Genomic DNA, 18,074 nt, shown 5'->3' on the forward strand with positions numbered 1-18,074 from the left:
TGAAGGAAACGCGATGAGAATCTCCGATCAAGTGGTCATGAAATTGCAGGCATTAATTGAAGAACGTCACATGAGAAAAGGTGACCGTTTGCCTGCCGAACGCCAGCTTGCAATAAGCTTGGGAGTTTCTCGTCCTTCTTTGCGTGAAGCGATTCAGCAGCTCAATAGTCAAGGTGTACTCACTAGCCGTCGGGGTGATGGTACTTATATTCAGCAGTTACCTGAACAGTGGCCACAGCAACTCATTGTGAACCCGATTAGCAATCTGATTGAAGAAGATCCGCTGTACCGTTTTGATGTACAAGAGGCGCGGTTATTACTTGAGGGGGGTACTGCGTGGTATGCCGCATTACGCTCAACACCCGAAGACCGCGCCAAAATTCATCATTATTTTAATGAAATTAGTCGCCACCAAAATGCGGGTGACTCAGCTCAGGCTGCGGTCGCGGATGCTGAATTCCACTTGGCGATTGCAGAAGCATCGCACAATGTGGTGCTGATTCAAATGATGCGTAGTCTGTTTGATTTACTGCAATACAACGTCTTATTGGGACGTAAAAAAGTTTATAACGATCCAATAAATAGTGACTTGCTGAGTGAGCAGCATTTTCAGGTCATGGATGCGATCGATCGTAAAGATCCCGAGGCCGCACGCCAAGCTGTCTGCGGTCATATTGAATTTGTGATTAATCATGTGCGTTCTCTGAATGAAGACGAAGCTCGTCAGAAACGTGCAAACCGTTTAAATAGAGTTGATTCAAAATGATTATTTCTTCTGGCAATGATTATCGTGCTGCGGCACAGCGTCGCTTACCCCCGTTTTTATTTCATTACATTGATGGTGGAGCGTATTCGGAACATACCTTAAAGCGTAACGTACAAGATTTGTCAGAAATTGCATTGCGTCAACGTGTGCTCAATGACATGTCAGCGTTAAGTTTAGAGACAAAACTGTTTAATGAAACATTGTCGATGCCGGTTGCATTGGCTCCTGTCGGTTTAACAGGCATGTATGCGCGCCGCGGTGAAGTTCAGGCCGCGATGGCAGCCGATAAAAAGGGTATTCCATTTACACTTTCAACGGTTTCGGTTTGTCCGATTGAAGAAGTTGCACCTGCAATTAATCGTCCAATGTGGTTCCAGCTTTATGTATTACGCGACCGTGGTTTTATGCGTAATGCTTTGGAGCGTGCAAAAGCGGCAGGTTGTTCAACACTGGTGTTTACTGTAGATATGCCTGTGCCAGGTGCACGTTACCGTGATGCACATTCGGGAATGAGTGGGCCAAATGCTGCGATGCGCCGTTATATGCAGTCCATGTTCCATCCGCATTGGTCATGGAATGTGGGATTAATGGGACGTCCGCACGACTTGGGCAATATCTCCAAATATTTAGGTAAACCGACTGGACTTGAAGACTATATTGGTTGGTTGGGTTCGAACTTTGACCCATCGATTTCATGGAAAGACCTTGAGTGGATCCGTGAATTTTGGGATGGCCCGATGGTGATTAAAGGCATTTTAGACCCTGAAGATGCTAAAGATGCTGTGCGTTTTGGTGCAGATGGCATTGTGGTGTCAAATCACGGTGGTCGTCAGTTAGATGGTGTGATGTCATCTGCTCGTGCATTGCCTGCAATTGCTGATGCAGTTAAAGGTGATTTGGCGATTTTGGCTGACTCAGGCATTCGTAATGGTTTAGATGTGGTACGTATGTTGGCGCTCGGTGCTGATACTGTTTTACTTGGTCGTGCGTTTGTATATGCCTTGGCAGCAGCAGGTGGGCAAGGTGTGTCGAACTTACTTGATTTGATTGATAAGGAAATGCGTGTTGCGATGACGCTCACGGGTGCTAAGTCGATTCAGGATATTAATGCGGATTGTTTAGTACAGGCGATGAAGCAAGGCTTTTAATAAATAATTTTTTAAGTGAAGCAGTAAGCACAGCCTCAAAATTTGGTGATTTGCTAATGTTTTAGGTATAGGCATTTGTCACTTTTGAAAGGTCAAAAGTAACCAAAAACCTTTTGTTGAGCAAACAGTACTTCCTTGTACAGTTGCTCAACAGGCGGCATCCCTGCCGCCCCACGATAGTAAATATAGGGCTGATTCGAATTAGAGAATGAGCTAATTAAATTATAAATTACAAACGGTAAGACTCCGTCGTATTGGTCTAATTTGATAAATGGATGACCAAAAGGAAACCATCATGCAAATATTTTCTCCTCAAGTAGTGATTGAACGTTTACAGAATATTGTAGGGCGCTCTCATGTTTTGACCGATGATCAAAGTACACGTCAGTACCGCCAAGGTCGTCGTTTTGGTGAGGGGAAAGTACTTGCTGTGGTGGTGCCGGGCACATTGCTAGAGCAATGGCAGGTGCTTCAAGCTGCAGTTGATGCAGACTGTATTGTGATTATGCAGGCAGCCAATACAGGCCTCACTGGTGGTTCAACACCTTATGGCGATGATTATGATCGTCCTGTGTTGGTCATGAGTACGCGCCGTTTAAAGGGCATTCAAGTGATTCAAGACGCTAAGCAAGTGATTTGTTTACCGGGTGCGACTTTAGATAATTTAGAGCAAATTTTAAAAGGCTACGACCGTGAACCGCATTCGGTGATTGGTTCATCCTGTATTGGTGCATCAGTACTTGGCGGTGTGTGTAATAACTCGGGCGGTGCATTGGTACGCCGTGGCCCTGCGTATACGGAACTGGCGTTATATGCTCAGGTGAATTCTGTCGGTCAATTAGAACTGGTGAATCATTTAGGTGTGAATTTAGGTTCGACTCCTGAAGAAATCTTGACGTGCTTAGAGAAGCAGCAATACCAAGCTGTAGATATTTTAGATGATGGTGAAAAGCAGGCATCGGACCATCGTTATGCACACGATGTGACTCAGGTCGATGAAGATACACCTGCGCGTTTTAATGCAGACCCGTCACGTTTATTTGAGGCTTCGGGTTCGGCAGGTAAAGTCTGTGTGTTTGCTGTGCGCCTTGATACTTATGAAAAAGTAGAAAGTAATGTGTTTTATATTGGTAGTAATGATGCAGATGATTTAACAGCCATTCGCCGTTATTTACTCACTTCACTGCCAAGCTTACCGATTGCGGGTGAATATATTCACCGAGATGCTTATCTGATTGGTGAAAAGTACGGAAAAGACACCTTTTTGTTTATTGAAAAGTTCGGCACAGCCAATGTTCCAAAAGCTTTTGCAATGAAAGATAAAGTCGATGGCTTTTTAGAAAGATTTAAAATAAAAGGCTTAACTGATCATATTTTACAGGCCATTACGTTCTTTTTACCGAGCCACTTGCCAAAGCGTATGACGGAATATCGAGACCTTTATGAGCACCATTTAGTGCTGCGTGTTGAAAATAATTCAAAAGCTCAGACCGAGCAGTTTTTAAAAGAATATTTTGCAGTGCATCAGTCAGGTAGCTATTTCGTATGTAGTGAAGAAGAAGGTCGAAAAGCATTCTTACACCGCTTTGCGATTGCAGGGGCGGCAATTCGTTATCGCGATACACACCGTAGTGAAGTTGAAGATATTGTTGCGCTTGATATTGCGTTACGTCGTAATGACAGAGAATGGGTAGAGCAATTGCCAGCCGAGATGGAAAAAAATATTATCCATAAACTCTATTACGGGCATTTCTTTTGTCATGTTTTCCATCAAGACTATATTCTTAAAAAGGGCAATGATCCGTTAGAAATGGAACATCAAATGTGGAAGTTGCTGGATGCGCGCCGTGCTGAATATCCGGCAGAGCATAATGTTGGGCATCTGTATATTGCTAAACCTGCTTTAGCGAATTTTTACCAAAAACTAGACCCAACCAACAGCTTTAATGTGGGGATTGGGCATACCTCAAAACTTAAGTATTGGGGCAAAGCAAAATCTTAATATCGAGATATAAAAAAAGGCGCCGAAGCGCCTTTTTTAATAGAGGTTTTATGCAGCTTCTGTTGATTTAGCAAGCACTTCTGCAACTGCTTTAGCAACGGTGTAAACATTGTTCATGTTTAAACCTGCTACACAAATACGACCACTACGTACTAAGTAGATTGCATATTCTTCACGCAAGATATCCACTTGCTCAGCAGTTAAACCTGTGTAGCTGAACATACCTTTTTGGTTTACAAGGTAGCTAAAGTCACGGTCTGGTAACGCTTTAGTAAGTTCGTCTTTCAAGATGCTACGCATTTTAATAATACGCTCACGCATCTCTTTCACTTCGCCTTGCCATTGTTGGTTAAGTTCAGCGTCATTTAACACTTCATCAACTAACCAAGCGCCTGTTGTAGGAGGGCTAGAGTAAATACGGCGTACAGTCGCTTTTAACTGACCGAATGTGCACTGAGCAGCTTCTGCATCGTCACATACGAAAGTTAAGCCGCCAACACGCTCACCATATAAAGAGAAGATTTTAGAGAATGAGTTGCTCACAATGAAGTTTAGACCCGCTTGGTCTAAAGCACGGATTGCATACGCATCTTCTTCCATACCGTCACCAAAACCTTGGTAAGCGATGTCTAGGAAAGGAATAAGGTTACGATCTTTTAATACTGCAATCACTTGATCCCATTGCGCTGGGTTTAAGTCAGCACCAGTTGGGTTATGGCAGCATGGGTGCAATAAAACAATGCTTTGCTCAGGCAAAGTTTTAAGCGTAGACAACATACCGTCAAAATCTACACCACGAGTTTCGTTATCGAAATATGGGTAGAAATGCGTCTTGATGCCAGCGCCATTGAAAATCGCAACGTGGTTATCCCAAGTTGGTTGGCTTACCCAAACGTCTGAATTTGGGAAATAAGTTTTTAAGAAGTCAGCACCAACTTTCAATGCGCCTGAACCACCAAGTGTTTGGATGGTTACAGCACGGCCAGCTTTAACTGCTGGGCTGTTTGCACCAAATAAAAGTGCTTGAATTGCTTCACGGTAAGGTTTGAAGCCTTCCATTGGCAAATAAAGTTTGGTTTTACCGTTCTTCGGCTCAATACGCTTTTGCGCCTCAATAATGGTCTCTAACTGAGGAACAATACTGTCTTCGTTATAGTAAAGACCAATACTCAAGTTTACTTTTTCAGAACGAGTATCAGCATTGAACTGTTCCATTAAAGATAAAATTGGGTCGCCTGCGTATGGGGGGATATGTTGAAACATTAAAAAAGTCCTTTCATTCAACAATATGCATAGTGTTCGGTTTTTTCTGTTTCGAAAAATACGTCACAACTATGTCGATGCTCAATAATGTACCAATAAAGCTACCGTGAAGCACCTGATAATTTCACTAATATCGATATTTTCTGGATGAAAATGATAAAAAGATTTAAAAGAAATTACGGTAAATAGATACTAATTTATAACTCATGCTTTCATTCAAGCAGATTGTCTACAATCTTGCTGTAATACATTGGTTGTAGACTAAAGTTTGAAACAAAAGATTAGCGGCCGAAAAGCAACAGAGAAAGCGCCATAAATCTATAGATAAAATAATATTAAGCAACTGTTTTATAAACACTAATTGGCAAGGGGTGTAATAGTTTAGATATAAGGTGAAATAAGAGGCTAATCTATAAAAATTGACCTAGTGCGTTCTCTAAAGTGTCAACAATCACCTTGATTTTTTTCATTCATACCGCTATAAAAGCCATAATTGATTAAAAATTGTCGACAATATGCAAGATTTGACCTTCGCACCAGAGCCTCTACAAAGTCAGGGTAGAACACTGACCGAGAATGTATTTAAACAAATACAGACGGCTATTGTTTTGGGTCAAATTCCGGCAGGTAGCAAAATATCTGAACCTGAACTGGCACGGACTTATGGTATTAGCCGTGGGCCTTTGCGTGAAGCGATTCATCGTCTTGAAGGTCAAAAACTCGTTGAGCGCACTGCACATGTGGGAGCAAGAGTGGTTTCGCTCTCACTGCAACAGTTTAAAGAGCTTTACCAGATTCGAGCGTCTTTAGAAGGTTTAGCTTGCAAACTTGCTGCACAGCATATTGATAAAAAGCAAATTTTGGCGCTACGTGATGTCTTACGTATGCATGCTGAAGATGAAAATTTTAAAGCAGGTAAAGGATATTACTTGCAAGAAGGGCAGGATGATTTTCACTACTGCATTATCAAAAGTAGTGGCAATAAAACCTTAGAAAAAATGCTATGTGATGAGCTTTATCACCTCATTCGCATGTACCGAATTCAGTTTTCAAACACACCCGATCGACCGAGCAAAGCTTGGGACGAACACATCCGTATTTTAGATGCAATTGCAGAAGGCGATGGTGAACTTGCCGAGCTGCTCATGCATCGACATATCAATGCTTCTTACAAAATTATTGAGCAAACACTGCTACAAGCACAAGGAGAACATAACAATGGCTAAACAATCCGCAGGTCAGCTATTTCGCGATGCAGTAGCCCAAGAAAAGCCATTACAAGTGGTTGGAACCATCAACGCCAATCATGCACTTTTGGCAAAACGTGCAGGTTATAAAGCGATTTACTTATCAGGTGGTGGTGTAGCCGCTGGTTCTTTAGGCTTACCTGATTTGGGAATCAGTAACCTTGATGATGTGTTGACCGATGTACGCCGTATCACCGATGTATGTGATCTTCCATTATTGGTCGATGCTGACACCGGTTTTGGTGCTTCTGCATTTAACATTGCCCGTACAACAAAAGCACTCATCAAGTTTGGTGCTGCGGCAATGCACATTGAAGACCAAGTGGGCGCAAAACGTTGTGGTCACCGTCCGAACAAAGCCATTGTGACTCAAGAAGAAATGGTTGACCGTATTAAAGCAGCGGTTGATGCGCGTGGTGATGATAGTTTCGTGATTATGGCACGTACCGATGCCTTGGCTGTAGACGGTTTGCAAGCTGCAATTGACCGTGCAGGTGCCTACATTGAAGCAGGTGCAGATATGTTGTTCCCTGAAGCGATTACTGAGCTTGATATGTACAAGCAATTTGCTCAAACAACTGGCGCACCAATTTTGGCAAACATCACAGAGTTTGGTTCTACACCACTGTTTACCACTGAAGAGTTAGCATCTGCCGATGTAAGCCTTGCGCTTTATCCGCTTTCTGCTTTCCGTGCCATGAACAAAGCAGCCGAAACTGTGTATGAAACCTTGCGTAAAGAAGGCACACAAAAGAACGTGGTTGATATTATGCAAACGCGTAAAGAGTTATATGAACGCATTAATTACTATGCGTTTGAAGACTACTTAGACAACGCATTTGCTAAAAAGAAATAAACAAGCCCTCTTTTAAACGAAGGAGAAGCGATGGTCTTGGCTATCGTGAGGCCAACAAGGATTTTTGCTTACTTTTCATCCGTGAAAAGTAAGGCGAACCTGAGCAAGTCAAAGCGGTTAAAGCTTTGACGAGGCGCAAGACGAAGTGGTTAATCCTGAAATAAGAAGTGAAAATGGTACGACTCCGTCGTGTTTAATAAATAAATTCAGATAGATAGGAAAGGACAATCTTATGAGCTCAAATGAAACAACAACAGGCTTCAAACCAAAAAAATCAGTTGCACTTAGCGGACAAGTTGCAGGCAACACAGCACTTTGTACCGTAGGACGTAGCGGTAACGACTTGCACTATCGTGGCTATGACATTCTTGACCTTGCAGCGGGTAGCCAGTTTGAAGAAGTTGCGCACTTGCTCGTACATGGCAAATTACCAAACAAAGCTGAACTCAAAGCCTATAAAGCAAAATTAAAAGCGCTTCGTGGCTTACCAGCAGCACTTAAAACTGCACTTGAGCAACTTCCGCCATCTGCACACCCAATGGATGTAATGCGTACAGGTGTTTCAGTTTTAGGTTGTTTAACACCAGAGCACGAAGACCACAACGAAGCGGGCGCAAAAGATATTGCTGATAAATTAATGGCAAGCTTAGGCTCAATGTTGCTCTATTGGTATCACTTCAGCAACAACGGTCGTCGTATTGAAACTGAAACTGATGACGACTCAATTGCAGCGCATTTCTTACACTTACTTCATGGCAAAAAACCATCTGAAGAGTGGATTGAAGCAATGCATACATCGCTTATTTTGTATGCTGAGCACGAGTTCAACGCATCAACATTTACATCACGTGTGGTTGCAGGTACAGGCTCTGACATGTACTCGGCAATTACGGGTGGTATTGGCGCGCTTCGCGGACCTAAACACGGTGGTGCAAACGAAGTTGCATTCGTGATTCAACAACGTTATGACAACGCAGACGAAGCAGAAGCAGACATTCGTAAACGTGTTGAAAATAAAGAAGTCGTGATTGGTTTTGGTCACCCAGTCTATACAATTTCTGACCCACGTAACGAAGTCATCAAAAAAGTGGCACATGACTTGGCACAAGCACAAGAGAACACCAAGATGTACTTAATCGCTGAACGCTTAGAAGCAGTGATGAAAGATGCGAAAAACATGTTCCCGAACCTCGACTGGTTCAGTGCTGTGAGCTATCACTTAATGGGTGTTCCAACCGCAATGTTCACACCATTATTCGTGATTGCACGTACAGCAGGGTGGTCAGCTCACGTGATTGAACAACGCCAAGACGGCAAAATCATTCGTCCAAGCGCGAACTACACAGGCCCTGAAAACCTCAAATTCAAACCATTGGCGGAGCGTGGTTAATGAACACAAAATACCGTAAACCGCTGGCAGGAACCCAGCTTGAATATTACGACGTGCGTCAAGCCGTTGAAGATATTCAGCCAGGCGCATACGAAAAACTGCCTTACACGTCTAAAGTACTTGCAGAGCAATTGGTACGCCGTGCCGATGCTGAGAACTTAACTGCCTATTTAACGCAGTTAATTGAAAGCCGTCAGGACTTGGACTTTCCTTGGTACCCAGCGCGCGTGGTGTGTCATGACATCCTAGGCCAAACTGCTTTGGTTGACCTTGCAGGTTTGCGTGATGCGATTGCTGACAAAGGCGGTGACCCATCTAAAGTCAACCCAGTTGTACCGACTCAGCTCATTGTCGACCACTCTTTAGCCGTGGAATTCGGTGGTGCTGACCCAGACGCTTTTGAAAAAAACCGTGCTGTTGAAGACCGTCGTAACGAAGACCGTTTCCACTTTATTGAGTGGACTAAAACCGCATTTAAAAATGTTGACGTGATCCCTGCGGGGAACGGCATTATGCACCAGATTAACCTAGAGAAAATGTCTCCGGTGATTCAGGCGCGTGATGGCGTAGCATTCCCAGACACTTGCGTTGGTACAGACTCACACACACCACATACAGACGCTTTGGGCGTAATTTCTGTGGGCGTTGGTGGTTTGGAAGCTGAAAACGTGATGTTAGGCCGTGCGTCTTGGATGCGTCTGCCAGACATTATTGGTGTTGAGTTTGTAGGGCAGCGTCAGGCTGGTATTACAGCAACAGATATCGTACTTGCTTTAACTGAGTTCTTGCGTAAAGAGCGCGTAGTCGGTGCTTACCTTGAGTTCTTTGGTGAAGGTGCTGACAGCATGTCTGTGGGCGACCGTGCAACCATTTCAAACATGACACCAGAATATGGTGCTACGGCTGCGATGTTCTACATCGACCAAAACACGATTGACTACTTGCGCCTAACAGGTCGTGAAGATGCTCAAGTGGCACTGGTTGAACAGTACGCAAAAGAAATTGGCCTTTGGGCAACTGACATGACCAAAGCAGAGTACCCACGTGTACTTCGTTTTGACCTATCAAAAGTAACACGTAACATTGCTGGTCCATCAAACCCGCATGCGCGTGTTTCTACTGCTGACCTAAAAGAAAAAGGCATTGCAGGCGTTGTTGAAAACCGTTCTGATGGCTTAATGCCAGATGGTGCAATCATTATTGCTGCAATTACTTCATGTACCAACACTTCTAACCCACGTAACACTGTGGCGGCGGGCTTGTTGGCACGTAAGGCAAATGAGCTAGGTTTAGTTCGTAAACCTTGGGTGAAATCATCATTTGCACCGGGTTCAAAAGCGGCTGCACTTTACCTTGAAGAAGCAGGTGTTCTAAAAGACTTAGAACAACTTGGTTTTGGCATTGTGGCTTACGCTTGTACGACGTGTAACGGTATGTCGGGTGCGTTAGATCCAGTCATTCAACAAGAAATTATTGACCGTGACTTGTACGCAACAGCAGTACTCTCTGGTAACCGTAACTTCGATGGTCGTATCCATCCATATGCAAAACAAGCGTTCTTGGCATCTCCACCGCTTGTTGTGGCGTATGCAATTGCAGGTACGATTCGTTTTGACATCGAAAAAGATGCGTTAGGTCATGACAAAGAAGGTAAGCCGATTTACCTCAAAGACATCTGGCCATCAGACGCTGAAATTGATGCATTAGTAAAACAAGCTGTGAAGCCTGAACAGTTCCGTAAAGTCTACATTCCAATGTTTGATTTAGGCGTAACCGTAGAGGCCGAAAGTCCGCTTTATGACTGGCGTCCACAAAGTACTTACATTCGCCGTCCACCATATTGGGAAGGGGCGTTGGCTGCACCGCGTACTTTAGCGAACATGCGTCCGCTTGCAATTTTGGGTGACAACATCACCACCGACCATTTGTCGCCTTCAAATGCGATTTTGATGGACTCGGCTGCGGGTGAATATCTTCACAAAATGGGTTTACCAGAAGAAGACTTCAACTCATACGCAACGCATCGTGGTGACCATTTGACAGCACAACGTGCAACATTTGCTAACCCGAAACTCTATAACGAAATGGTAGTTCGTTCAGACGGTACGATCAAACAAGGTTCAAAAGCGCGTGTAGAGCCAGAAGGCGAAGTCATGCGTATGTGGGAAGCGATTGAAACCTACATGAACCGTAAGCAGCCATTAATCATTGTTGCGGGTGCTGACTACGGTCAGGGTTCAAGTCGTGACTGGGCTGCGAAAGGTGTGCGCCTTGCAGGTGTTGAAGCAATTGTGGCAGAAGGTTTTGAGCGTATTCACCGTACTAACTTGGTGGGTATGGGCGTGTTACCACTTGAGTTTAAAGCGGGTGTAAACCGCAAGACTTTAAAACTAGATGGTACAGAGCTTTATAGCGTAATTGGTAATATCGCGCCGCGTTCGACTTTAACTTTAGTGATTGAACGTGCTACAGCGGACGGTAAAGAAGAGATTGTGGAAGTGCCTGTGACTTGCCGTTTAGATACAGAAGAAGAAGTTTCTGTATATGAAGCGGGCGGTGTATTACAGCGTTTTGCGCAAGACTTTTTAGAAGGTCAAGTGGCTTAATACTTTGATCTTAAAGTAATTGATATTGTTTAAAAAAAGCCCTATCTTGATGATGGGGTTTTTTACTATATATTGTGTAAAAAGAGTTGATGGCCTCATAAAAAATTGCATTTAAAATAGGTTTTTTTAGAAAAATATCCATATAAAAAAGGATCAAAAATTGGAAACAACAAATAAACTAGATAATCAATCTGAGAAGAAGTTACCAATTAAAGCGCATCTATTATGTGGCTGGCCATTCGTACTTATATTGGTTGGAGGTGCTATTGGCGGAGCTCTTGCTGGGATTGCTTATGGTATAAATCTTAGAATTTATAAATCAAGCTTATCAGATAGCGCTAAAATAATACTCAATTCGTTGACAGGTTTAGCAGCTTTAATTCTTATGCTTATTGCGGGAAATTTGATTCGAATGTATTTTTTTTAAAGTAGTTTTTTATATAAAAAAAAGCCCGACATCCTGTCGGGCTTTTTCGTATTTGGTTGCTAGATATGACTCCTGTCGTATCTCACGCTCCTAGTGCATGAACCTATTATTGTTGTTTTATGTTCCGGAACATCCTGTTCCTGTATGAACTCATCATAGGAAAAAAGTAGGGAGTCGCCAATCCGCAAAATCCCTAAAAGTTTGTAAGATAAATCGTACAAAATGAAATTTTGGAATATTTTTTAGAAGGCTAAGTGGCTTAATATTTAGTCTATAACTGATTGAAAATTATTCTAAAAGGCCCTATCTTGATTATGGGGTTTTAATAATAATTGTTATGGATTAAAGAATGTATAAGATTGAACGTGTGGACATTAGCGATTTTTGGCATAGATTTGATGTCGGTTGTGAGTTTAATGAAGATGTAAATATCATTATTGGTAGAAATGGTACTGGAAAAACTACATTTATGAATATTCTCCATGCTATTTTAACGGTTGATCCCGTTGGTTTAGTTGAGAATGATTTTGGATCTGCCAAAATACTATTAAAAAATGAGAGTAAACAAAGAAAGACAATCATCGTTAAAAAAATTGAAGACGAGCATTTTAACTTCCCTATTATTGAATACCAAATTTCAAACAAAAAATATAAATTTAGACTAATAAATTTGGATGAACGTAGAATTTCTCAGATGCAAAAACGTCGAATATCAGAGGAATCAATGGATGTTCGAAATGAAATGTTTAGTTTAACTTCAGTTTCGTCATTATCGGTATATAGACTAAGAAATGATGATGAATACGAAGTGAGAGATAGACATGGTGCTGTTTTTTTATCACCAGTTGATTATAGACTATCACAAGCTTTAGCAGGATTAACAGAATTCCAATTAGCATTAGCAGAAGAGGCTCAGATAGTTGCTAAGGATCTACAAAAAAATGTTTTAGCATCAATTTTATATAGTGAAGAAGATGCGAAGCAAAAAGCTTTGAATCTATACTTTGATAAGGAAGCTGAACAAGAGAGATTGATTTCAGCTTATGAACAATTAAGTTCTTATGATGCCGCTATTAGAAAAAAAATAAAATTCCATGTATCTAGTATTGCTGAGACAATGGATGAAATTCAGAGTAATAGACCTGAAAAAAATATTGATATTAAGTCTTTGGAAGCACTTCGTAAAACAAGAAAAATCATTGATTTATCACTAGCAGCCAAAGATAAAACACAATCTATTTACTCTCAAATCAATTTGTTTTTATCGATAATACAAAATTTTATACCAGATAAAAAATTTAGCTTCATTTCTGGGCGTTTGATTATTGAAAATAGTTTAGGAGTTATTGAACATTCAAAGCTTTCATCTGGAGAAAAACAATTAATCATATTAATGATTGAAGCATTATTGCAAAAAGGGAATAAGCATATATTTATGGCTGATGAACCAGAGTTGTCTTTACATATTGCATGGCAACGTCAAATCATTCCTGCAATTAGAAAAATAAATCCGAATTCTCAAATAATTGTTGCTACTCATTCTCCAGAAGTTGCTTCTAGATATAAAGAGTCAATTTTTGATATGGAGAAATTGATTAATGTCTAGTCTAGATTATTCACTTGATGCTCTTAACCTTCTAAATGCCTTTCATCAAGTTGATAAAGTTATTTATGTTGAAGGTCAGGATGACGTTCCTTTTTGGGAATTTCTGTTCAAAAAATTTACTAATTTAAATATTTATATTGAGGATGTTGGTGGAAAGGAAAATCTTCAACCTTATATCAAAAAAATTGAGCATGAAACTGTAGATTTTATTGTTGCAAAGGATCTAGACTACGATAGTTTTTTAGATAAAGGACTAAATGGTAAAAGTGTATTAACAACCGCTGGATATTCAATAGAAAATACGCTAATAGACAAAAACACTTTATTCTATGTGGTTAAAAAGCTGAGTTTATTACCTGACTCAAAAATTGAAAGAAATGAATTTGATGATTGGCTTTTAAACATTAACTCCGTAATAAAAAAACTAATATTATTTGGAATCCATAATGAGTTGACAGAAAGTGGTGTTTCTGTGGTTCCTACAAATGCAGATAGATTTATGGTATCTAAAAACTCAGCTTTCCTTTGTTCAGAAAAAATAGATAACTATTTGGAAAAAATACATTTGATAATAAATGAAGATGAATTGACGGAATTATTAGAGAAAGTAAATGCATTAAATAAAGACTATCTAGATTTATTAAATGGTCATTTCTATTTTTCTGCTGCACATAGGTTGGTAACGCTGAAAAGTGCAAAGTTGAAATCATCAACTAAGGCAGGAAAAATTCAATGTTCTTCGGAGACTTTTTTAGCCTTATTGATGAGCGCATTTGAAAACTGTTTTAATTCAGAACACATACATTATGCACATTATCATGAACAATTCTCATTGGTGGGGTAGATAGATTTTGTAAGATATATCGTACAAATAACATTTTTTGCATTTATGCCATCATCATCGGGCGAAATGGACAATTGACAATCAGTCTAACTGGGTTATATTCCTGTTTAATATCTATACGATTATAGGAATACAATCATGGTAACAGCTGGCGAAAAACCCGGAACAGGCTTCTATTTCTGCGCTCAATGTGGCCAGAGAGTGTTTCTAGAAATTAATACAGATCGTTTACCACCGTGCACTAAATGCTATTGCACCGAATTTAAACGTTAAGAATGAAATAATATTTGCGTTCGCATTTAACAAAAAGCCCTGTCACCCGATGGGGCTTTTTGTTAGTTTAAAAATAAGACTTACATAACAAGACCCGTGATGGGCATGAAAAGGAAACCGTTATGGAAACAATATTGGGTTTATGTATTGGCGTGGGGTTGAGCGCTGCCTGCGGTTTTCGTGTGTTTGTGCCGTTGCTGGTTATGAGCATTGCAACCATGATGGGATGGTTTGAGCCATCGAAAGGTTTCGAGTGGTTAGCTTTACCATCGGTTTGTTTGGCTTTAGCTGTGGCAACGGTGTGTGAAATTGCAGCCTACTATATTCCTTGGGTCGATAATGCCTTAGACACAATTGCGACCCCTGCGGCGATGATCGCGGGCACGCTCACCACGATGGCGGTCAGCAGTGGGGAAATGTCGCAGTTTGCAGGTTGGGCAGCAGCGATTATTGTGGGCGGTGGTACGGCTGGCGTGGTGCAAATGAGTACCGTTGCTGCACGTGGTGTTTCAACTGCAACCACTGGTGGCTTAGGGAATTTTATCGTTGCGACAGTTGAGTGGATTGGAGCAATCTTACTTTCGGTTTCGGCCATGTTAGTGCCCGCGCTTGTTGCAATAGTGGTGCTGATTGCGGTTATTTGGGCAGTTCGTTGGATACAGAAGAAAAAGCAAGAACAGGTACATAGCCCGCTATAGCTTAGTGTAAATATTATTTTTAAATGACCATAAAAAAAGCCCAACATCCTGTTGGGCTTTTTCGTATTTGGGTACTAGATATGACTCCTGTCGTATCTCACGCTCCTAGTGCATGAACCTATTATTATTGTTTTATGTTCTGGAACATCCTGTTCCTGTATGAGTTCATATTAGGGAAAAAGTAGGGTGTCGCCAATCCGCAAAATCCCTAAAAGTTTGTAGGTTAAAACGTACATTGAGAAATAATTAACCCATTTAACCCCTAAAATTTCTCAATATTCAGGTATAAAAAAAGCCCAACATCCTGTTGGGCTTTTTCGTATTTGGTTGCTAGATATGACTCCTGTCGTATCTCACGCTCCTAGTGCATGAACCTATTATTGTTGTTTTGTGTTCTGGAACATCCTGTTCCTGTATGAACTCATCATAGGAAAAAAGCAGGGAGTCGCCAATCCGCAAAATCCCTAAAAGTTTGTAGGTTAAAACGTACAAGATCGCCTTTTATATATCTTATTTTGAATTCAACTCTGGCCCCCGTGCCACAACAGACTTTAATTTTTTGCGCTGATTTAAAGTAAAACCCCATTGCGACACAGAGATAAAGAGCTAAGCCAGCTTAGCCCAGACTACTTTTGTCACAACGCTGCATGACGCTGAAAAAAGTAGGGGCAAAGTCCCGTGGGAGAACAGGACTTTGCAAACTGACATGTTCTAGGCGTTGCATGAGCTTAGGGGAGTAAGCTTGTTCAAGTCGCTGATAAATACAGTCACAACTGGTCTTGGTGTGTCCACCTGACAGGCAAATTTTTTCAAACTCCTGATGGGTCTCTGGGTCGTAAACCGAAACGCCGTAGCTGCCAACTATGAAACTTAAAGCCAAAAGCGGTTTATAAATTTTCATATTATTCTCATGATTATTTATGTCTTTAACTAAAATAAAAATATAATGACTTTGAGATTTAAAATAATTTTTTAAATAATAATTAATCCTCCTAAACACACAGGAAAATAAAATAATTAAAATTTTAAAATAAAATTAGTTTATAAATTTAAAAAAATAAGGCGTAAAAACCCAAATTTTAAATCAATAAAATAGTTAAATAAGAGAGAAAATGAGTTTGAAAAATGCCATGGTCAACTCCTTAAAAAATGGAGTCCTACCACCAAGTCACCGTCAATTGATTATGGTGGTAGAACGAAAGGGGGTTGACAGACTGGAGCTCATAGACCCAGCACGCACGGGGCGTCCCCCTCCCGTCCTACCGCAAAGAAAGGGGACGCAAGGGTCTAACGAATTATAGTAGAACTACAATCCGCTATGAGCTTACGGTCTGTCAAAACCGTCTGGCAATGTAGGCCAGCAACGAAATAATAATCGGTGATTTTAATTACGTCAATTTAATATTTAAAATATTTTTGATTTAATAATAAAACTAAATAGATTTTAAAATAACAATATTATTATTAACTTTTTATTTATATTCGATGAGAAAAAATAATAAATATAGAAATATTTTGCCAGTTCCAAAAAAGAACTTGATTGTTAAGATCTATTTTTGTCGTTTTTATAGAGATAAGAATGGAACGAGTTGTCATCACAGGTATGGGAATTAATTCTTGTATTGGAAATACATTAGAGACAGTAACCGAGTCCTTAAAAGCGGGTCGCTCGGGCATTCACTATAACGATGTCTATGAAAAACTGAATTTTCGAAGTCACGTGAGCGCCACTGCCGAAATGGATTTTGAAAATATTGATCCAGAGTTAAAAAAACACATGGGCGTTTGCGCGATGTATGCCTACAACTCTGCGGTTGATGCCGTGCGACATGCCGAGCTCAATGTGAGTGATATTGCCAATAACGCTAAATATGGAATTATTGGGGGAACAGGCGGATCTTCGACCGCTTCAATTGTTGAGATGCTTTATACCTTAAAAGACCAAGGGGCAAGAGAAGTATCTCCTTATTTAGCTTCACGTTATCTTACAAATACCATTAGTTCTAACCTTTCAAATGCTTTCAATCTAAAAGGTATTTCTCAATCAATTGCCAGTGCATGTGCAACTTCGGCAGATGCAATTGGATATGCATTTCACCTCATTGCTTCTGGCAAACAAGACCTCATGTTGGCAGGCGGTGGCGAAGAAGACCACTGGTCTCAAACAGCAATATTCGATGCGATGGGCGCCTTATGCTCTAAATATAACGATGCGCCTGAAACAGCTTCAAGACCATATTCAAAAGATAACGATGGCTTTGTAATCGCTGGCGGCGGCGGCATGGTGGTTTTGGAATCTTTAAGTCATGCTCAAAAGCGCGGAGCAAAAATTTTGGCAGAAGTGGTTGCCTATGCTGCAAATAGTGACGGTGCCGATATGGTGGCCCCAAGTGGTGAAGGCGCGACCCGTTGCATCAAACTGGCACTCGCAGAAGCCAAGCAAAACGGCTCAGACACCATCGACTATATCAACACGCATGGCACTTCAACGCCAGCAGGCGACATTCCCGAACTATTAGCCATAGAAAGAGCTTTTGGCAGTGAAAAAGTACCGCCGCTCAGTTCAACCAAGTCTATGACTGGGCACAGTTTAGGAGCAGCCGGCGTACACGAAGCCATTTATTCTATTTTAATGCTGCAAAATAACTTTATCGCGCCGAGTATTAATATTACCGAATTGCGCGAAGAAGCTAAAAAGTTCGATATTGTCCAAACGAGCCGAGAAACCGAACTAAAAACAGTCATGAGTAATAGCTTTGGTTTTGGTGGCGTAAATACCTGTCTTGTTTTTAGAAAATGGGAAGGATAATTTAAACTCGAAAATATGTGAGCCTGATAAAAACAATAAAATAGGTCTTGCATACATTTTGATAAGTGGTGGGAATTAATTACTTTATGAAAGACGCTATCTCACAAACAACGTAGAAGTGAATGTTTTTACTCTTAAA

General features: G+C 40.9%; 15 protein-coding genes. 13 read left to right on the forward strand and 2 right to left on the reverse strand.

What is annotated here, in order from left to right; all coding sequences use genetic code 11:
- Window positions 1-13: 13 nt before the first annotated feature.
- The 3 genes from lldR (at window position 14) to dld (ending at window position 3,916) form a co-directional block, all read left to right on the forward strand.
- A complete protein-coding gene (gene lldR, locus I5515_RS13855; protein WP_199967865.1) occupies window positions 14-766 on the forward strand; it encodes a transcriptional regulator LldR in 753 nt (250 codons plus the stop codon).
- On the forward strand, window positions 763-1,914 hold the full coding sequence (gene lldD / locus I5515_RS13860; protein ID WP_199967874.1) for an FMN-dependent L-lactate dehydrogenase LldD: 1,152 nt from the start codon (window positions 763-765) through the stop codon (window positions 1,912-1,914). Before lldR ends, lldD begins: the two co-directional genes overlap by 4 nt.
- Window positions 1,915-2,209: 295 nt before the next feature.
- The gene (gene dld / locus I5515_RS13865) at window positions 2,210-3,916 is read left to right on the forward strand and encodes a D-lactate dehydrogenase (RefSeq protein WP_199967875.1); all 1,707 of its coding nucleotides are present in this window, start codon (window positions 2,210-2,212) and stop codon (window positions 3,914-3,916) included.
- A gap of 48 nt (window positions 3,917-3,964) precedes the next feature.
- Here dld and I5515_RS13870 read toward each other — a convergent pair whose 3' ends face one another.
- Entirely contained in the window at window positions 3,965-5,179 is a 1,215-nt protein-coding gene (locus I5515_RS13870; protein ID WP_003655711.1) for an aromatic amino acid transaminase, read from the reverse strand.
- A 515-nt stretch (window positions 5,180-5,694) separates the two neighbouring features.
- On the opposite strand from I5515_RS13870, the gene I5515_RS13875 reads away from it, so the two are divergent.
- The 9 genes from I5515_RS13875 to I5515_RS13915 all read left to right on the forward strand — a co-directional run bounded on the left by I5515_RS13875 (window position 5,695) and on the right by I5515_RS13915 (window position 15,126).
- Window positions 5,695-6,405 (forward strand): GntR family transcriptional regulator, encoded by a 711-nt coding sequence (locus tag I5515_RS13875; RefSeq protein ID WP_003655709.1) that lies wholly within the window; start codon window positions 5,695-5,697, stop codon window positions 6,403-6,405.
- Window positions 6,398-7,282 carry a methylisocitrate lyase gene (gene prpB / locus I5515_RS13880; RefSeq protein WP_003655707.1) on the forward strand — a complete coding sequence of 295 codons (885 nt, stop codon included), beginning with the start codon at window positions 6,398-6,400 and terminating at the stop codon, window positions 7,280-7,282. The genes I5515_RS13875 and prpB overlap by 8 nt, the downstream gene beginning before the upstream one ends.
- A 232-nt stretch (window positions 7,283-7,514) precedes the next feature.
- Window positions 7,515-8,672, forward strand: a complete 1,158-nt coding sequence (prpC, locus tag I5515_RS13885; RefSeq protein WP_199967876.1) for a 2-methylcitrate synthase — start codon at window positions 7,515-7,517, stop codon at window positions 8,670-8,672.
- Window positions 8,672-11,278, forward strand: coding sequence for a Fe/S-dependent 2-methylisocitrate dehydratase AcnD (acnD, locus tag I5515_RS13890; protein ID WP_199967877.1), 2,607 nt, complete (start codon window positions 8,672-8,674; stop codon window positions 11,276-11,278). The genes prpC and acnD overlap by 1 nt, the downstream gene beginning before the upstream one ends.
- 160 nt (window positions 11,279-11,438) lie before the next feature.
- Complete coding sequence (locus tag I5515_RS13895; protein WP_199967878.1) at window positions 11,439-11,705, forward strand: hypothetical protein; 267 nt, start codon at window positions 11,439-11,441, stop codon at window positions 11,703-11,705.
- A gap of 349 nt (window positions 11,706-12,054) precedes the next feature.
- Window positions 12,055-13,311: an AAA family ATPase gene (locus I5515_RS13900; RefSeq protein WP_199967879.1), complete on the forward strand. Its 1,257-nt coding sequence runs from the start codon at window positions 12,055-12,057 to the stop codon at window positions 13,309-13,311.
- Window positions 13,304-14,155, forward strand: coding sequence for a DUF4435 domain-containing protein (locus I5515_RS13905; RefSeq protein ID WP_199967880.1), 852 nt, complete (start codon window positions 13,304-13,306; stop codon window positions 14,153-14,155). Before I5515_RS13900 ends, I5515_RS13905 begins: the two co-directional genes overlap by 8 nt.
- A gap of 138 nt (window positions 14,156-14,293) precedes the next feature.
- Entirely contained in the window at window positions 14,294-14,428 is a 135-nt protein-coding gene (locus tag I5515_RS13910) for a zinc ribbon-containing protein (RefSeq protein ID WP_004640417.1), read from the forward strand.
- 122 nt (window positions 14,429-14,550) lie between these two features.
- Entirely contained in the window at window positions 14,551-15,126 is a 576-nt protein-coding gene (locus I5515_RS13915) for a DUF4126 domain-containing protein (protein WP_199967881.1), read from the forward strand.
- A gap of 616 nt (window positions 15,127-15,742) precedes the next feature.
- On the opposite strand, the gene I5515_RS13920 is transcribed toward I5515_RS13915, so the two are convergent.
- Window positions 15,743-16,027: a hypothetical protein gene (locus I5515_RS13920; protein WP_199967883.1), complete on the reverse strand. Its 285-nt coding sequence runs from the start codon at window positions 16,025-16,027 to the stop codon at window positions 15,743-15,745.
- Window positions 16,028-16,705: 678 nt separating this feature from the next.
- Here I5515_RS13920 and I5515_RS13925 point away from each other — a divergent pair.
- Window positions 16,706-17,935, forward strand: a complete 1,230-nt coding sequence (locus I5515_RS13925; protein WP_199967885.1) for a beta-ketoacyl synthase N-terminal-like domain-containing protein — start codon at window positions 16,706-16,708, stop codon at window positions 17,933-17,935.
- Window positions 17,936-18,074 lie beyond the last annotated feature (139 nt).

Source organism: Acinetobacter calcoaceticus (assembly GCF_016508255.1).
Lineage (GTDB): Bacteria > Pseudomonadota > Gammaproteobacteria > Pseudomonadales > Moraxellaceae > Acinetobacter > Acinetobacter calcoaceticus_E.

Bases quoted from the DNA above. Each gene is read 5' to 3' on its own strand.
- I5515_RS13870 (WP_003655711.1), bottom strand. From the start codon at position 5,179: ATGTTTCAACATATCCCCCCATACGCAGGCGACCCAATTTTATCTTTA.
- I5515_RS13900 (WP_199967879.1), top strand. From the start codon at position 12,055: ATGTATAAGATTGAACGTGTGGACATTAGCGATTTTTGGCATAGATTT.
- I5515_RS13910 (WP_004640417.1), top strand. From the start codon at position 14,294: ATGGTAACAGCTGGCGAAAAACCCGGAACAGGCTTCTATTTCTGCGCT.
- lldD (WP_199967874.1), top strand. From the start codon at position 763: ATGATTATTTCTTCTGGCAATGATTATCGTGCTGCGGCACAGCGTCGC.
- I5515_RS13920 (WP_199967883.1), bottom strand. From the start codon at position 16,027: ATGAAAATTTATAAACCGCTTTTGGCTTTAAGTTTCATAGTTGGCAGC.
- dld (WP_199967875.1), top strand. From the start codon at position 2,210: ATGCAAATATTTTCTCCTCAAGTAGTGATTGAACGTTTACAGAATATT.
- prpC (WP_199967876.1), top strand. From the start codon at position 7,515: ATGAGCTCAAATGAAACAACAACAGGCTTCAAACCAAAAAAATCAGTT.
- I5515_RS13875 (WP_003655709.1), top strand. From the start codon at position 5,695: ATGCAAGATTTGACCTTCGCACCAGAGCCTCTACAAAGTCAGGGTAGA.
- prpB (WP_003655707.1), top strand. From the start codon at position 6,398: ATGGCTAAACAATCCGCAGGTCAGCTATTTCGCGATGCAGTAGCCCAA.
- I5515_RS13905 (WP_199967880.1), top strand. From the start codon at position 13,304: ATGTCTAGTCTAGATTATTCACTTGATGCTCTTAACCTTCTAAATGCC.
- I5515_RS13925 (WP_199967885.1), top strand. From the start codon at position 16,706: ATGGAACGAGTTGTCATCACAGGTATGGGAATTAATTCTTGTATTGGA.
- acnD (WP_199967877.1), top strand. From the start codon at position 8,672: ATGAACACAAAATACCGTAAACCGCTGGCAGGAACCCAGCTTGAATAT.
- I5515_RS13915 (WP_199967881.1), top strand. From the start codon at position 14,551: ATGGAAACAATATTGGGTTTATGTATTGGCGTGGGGTTGAGCGCTGCC.
- lldR (WP_199967865.1), top strand. From the start codon at position 14: ATGAGAATCTCCGATCAAGTGGTCATGAAATTGCAGGCATTAATTGAA.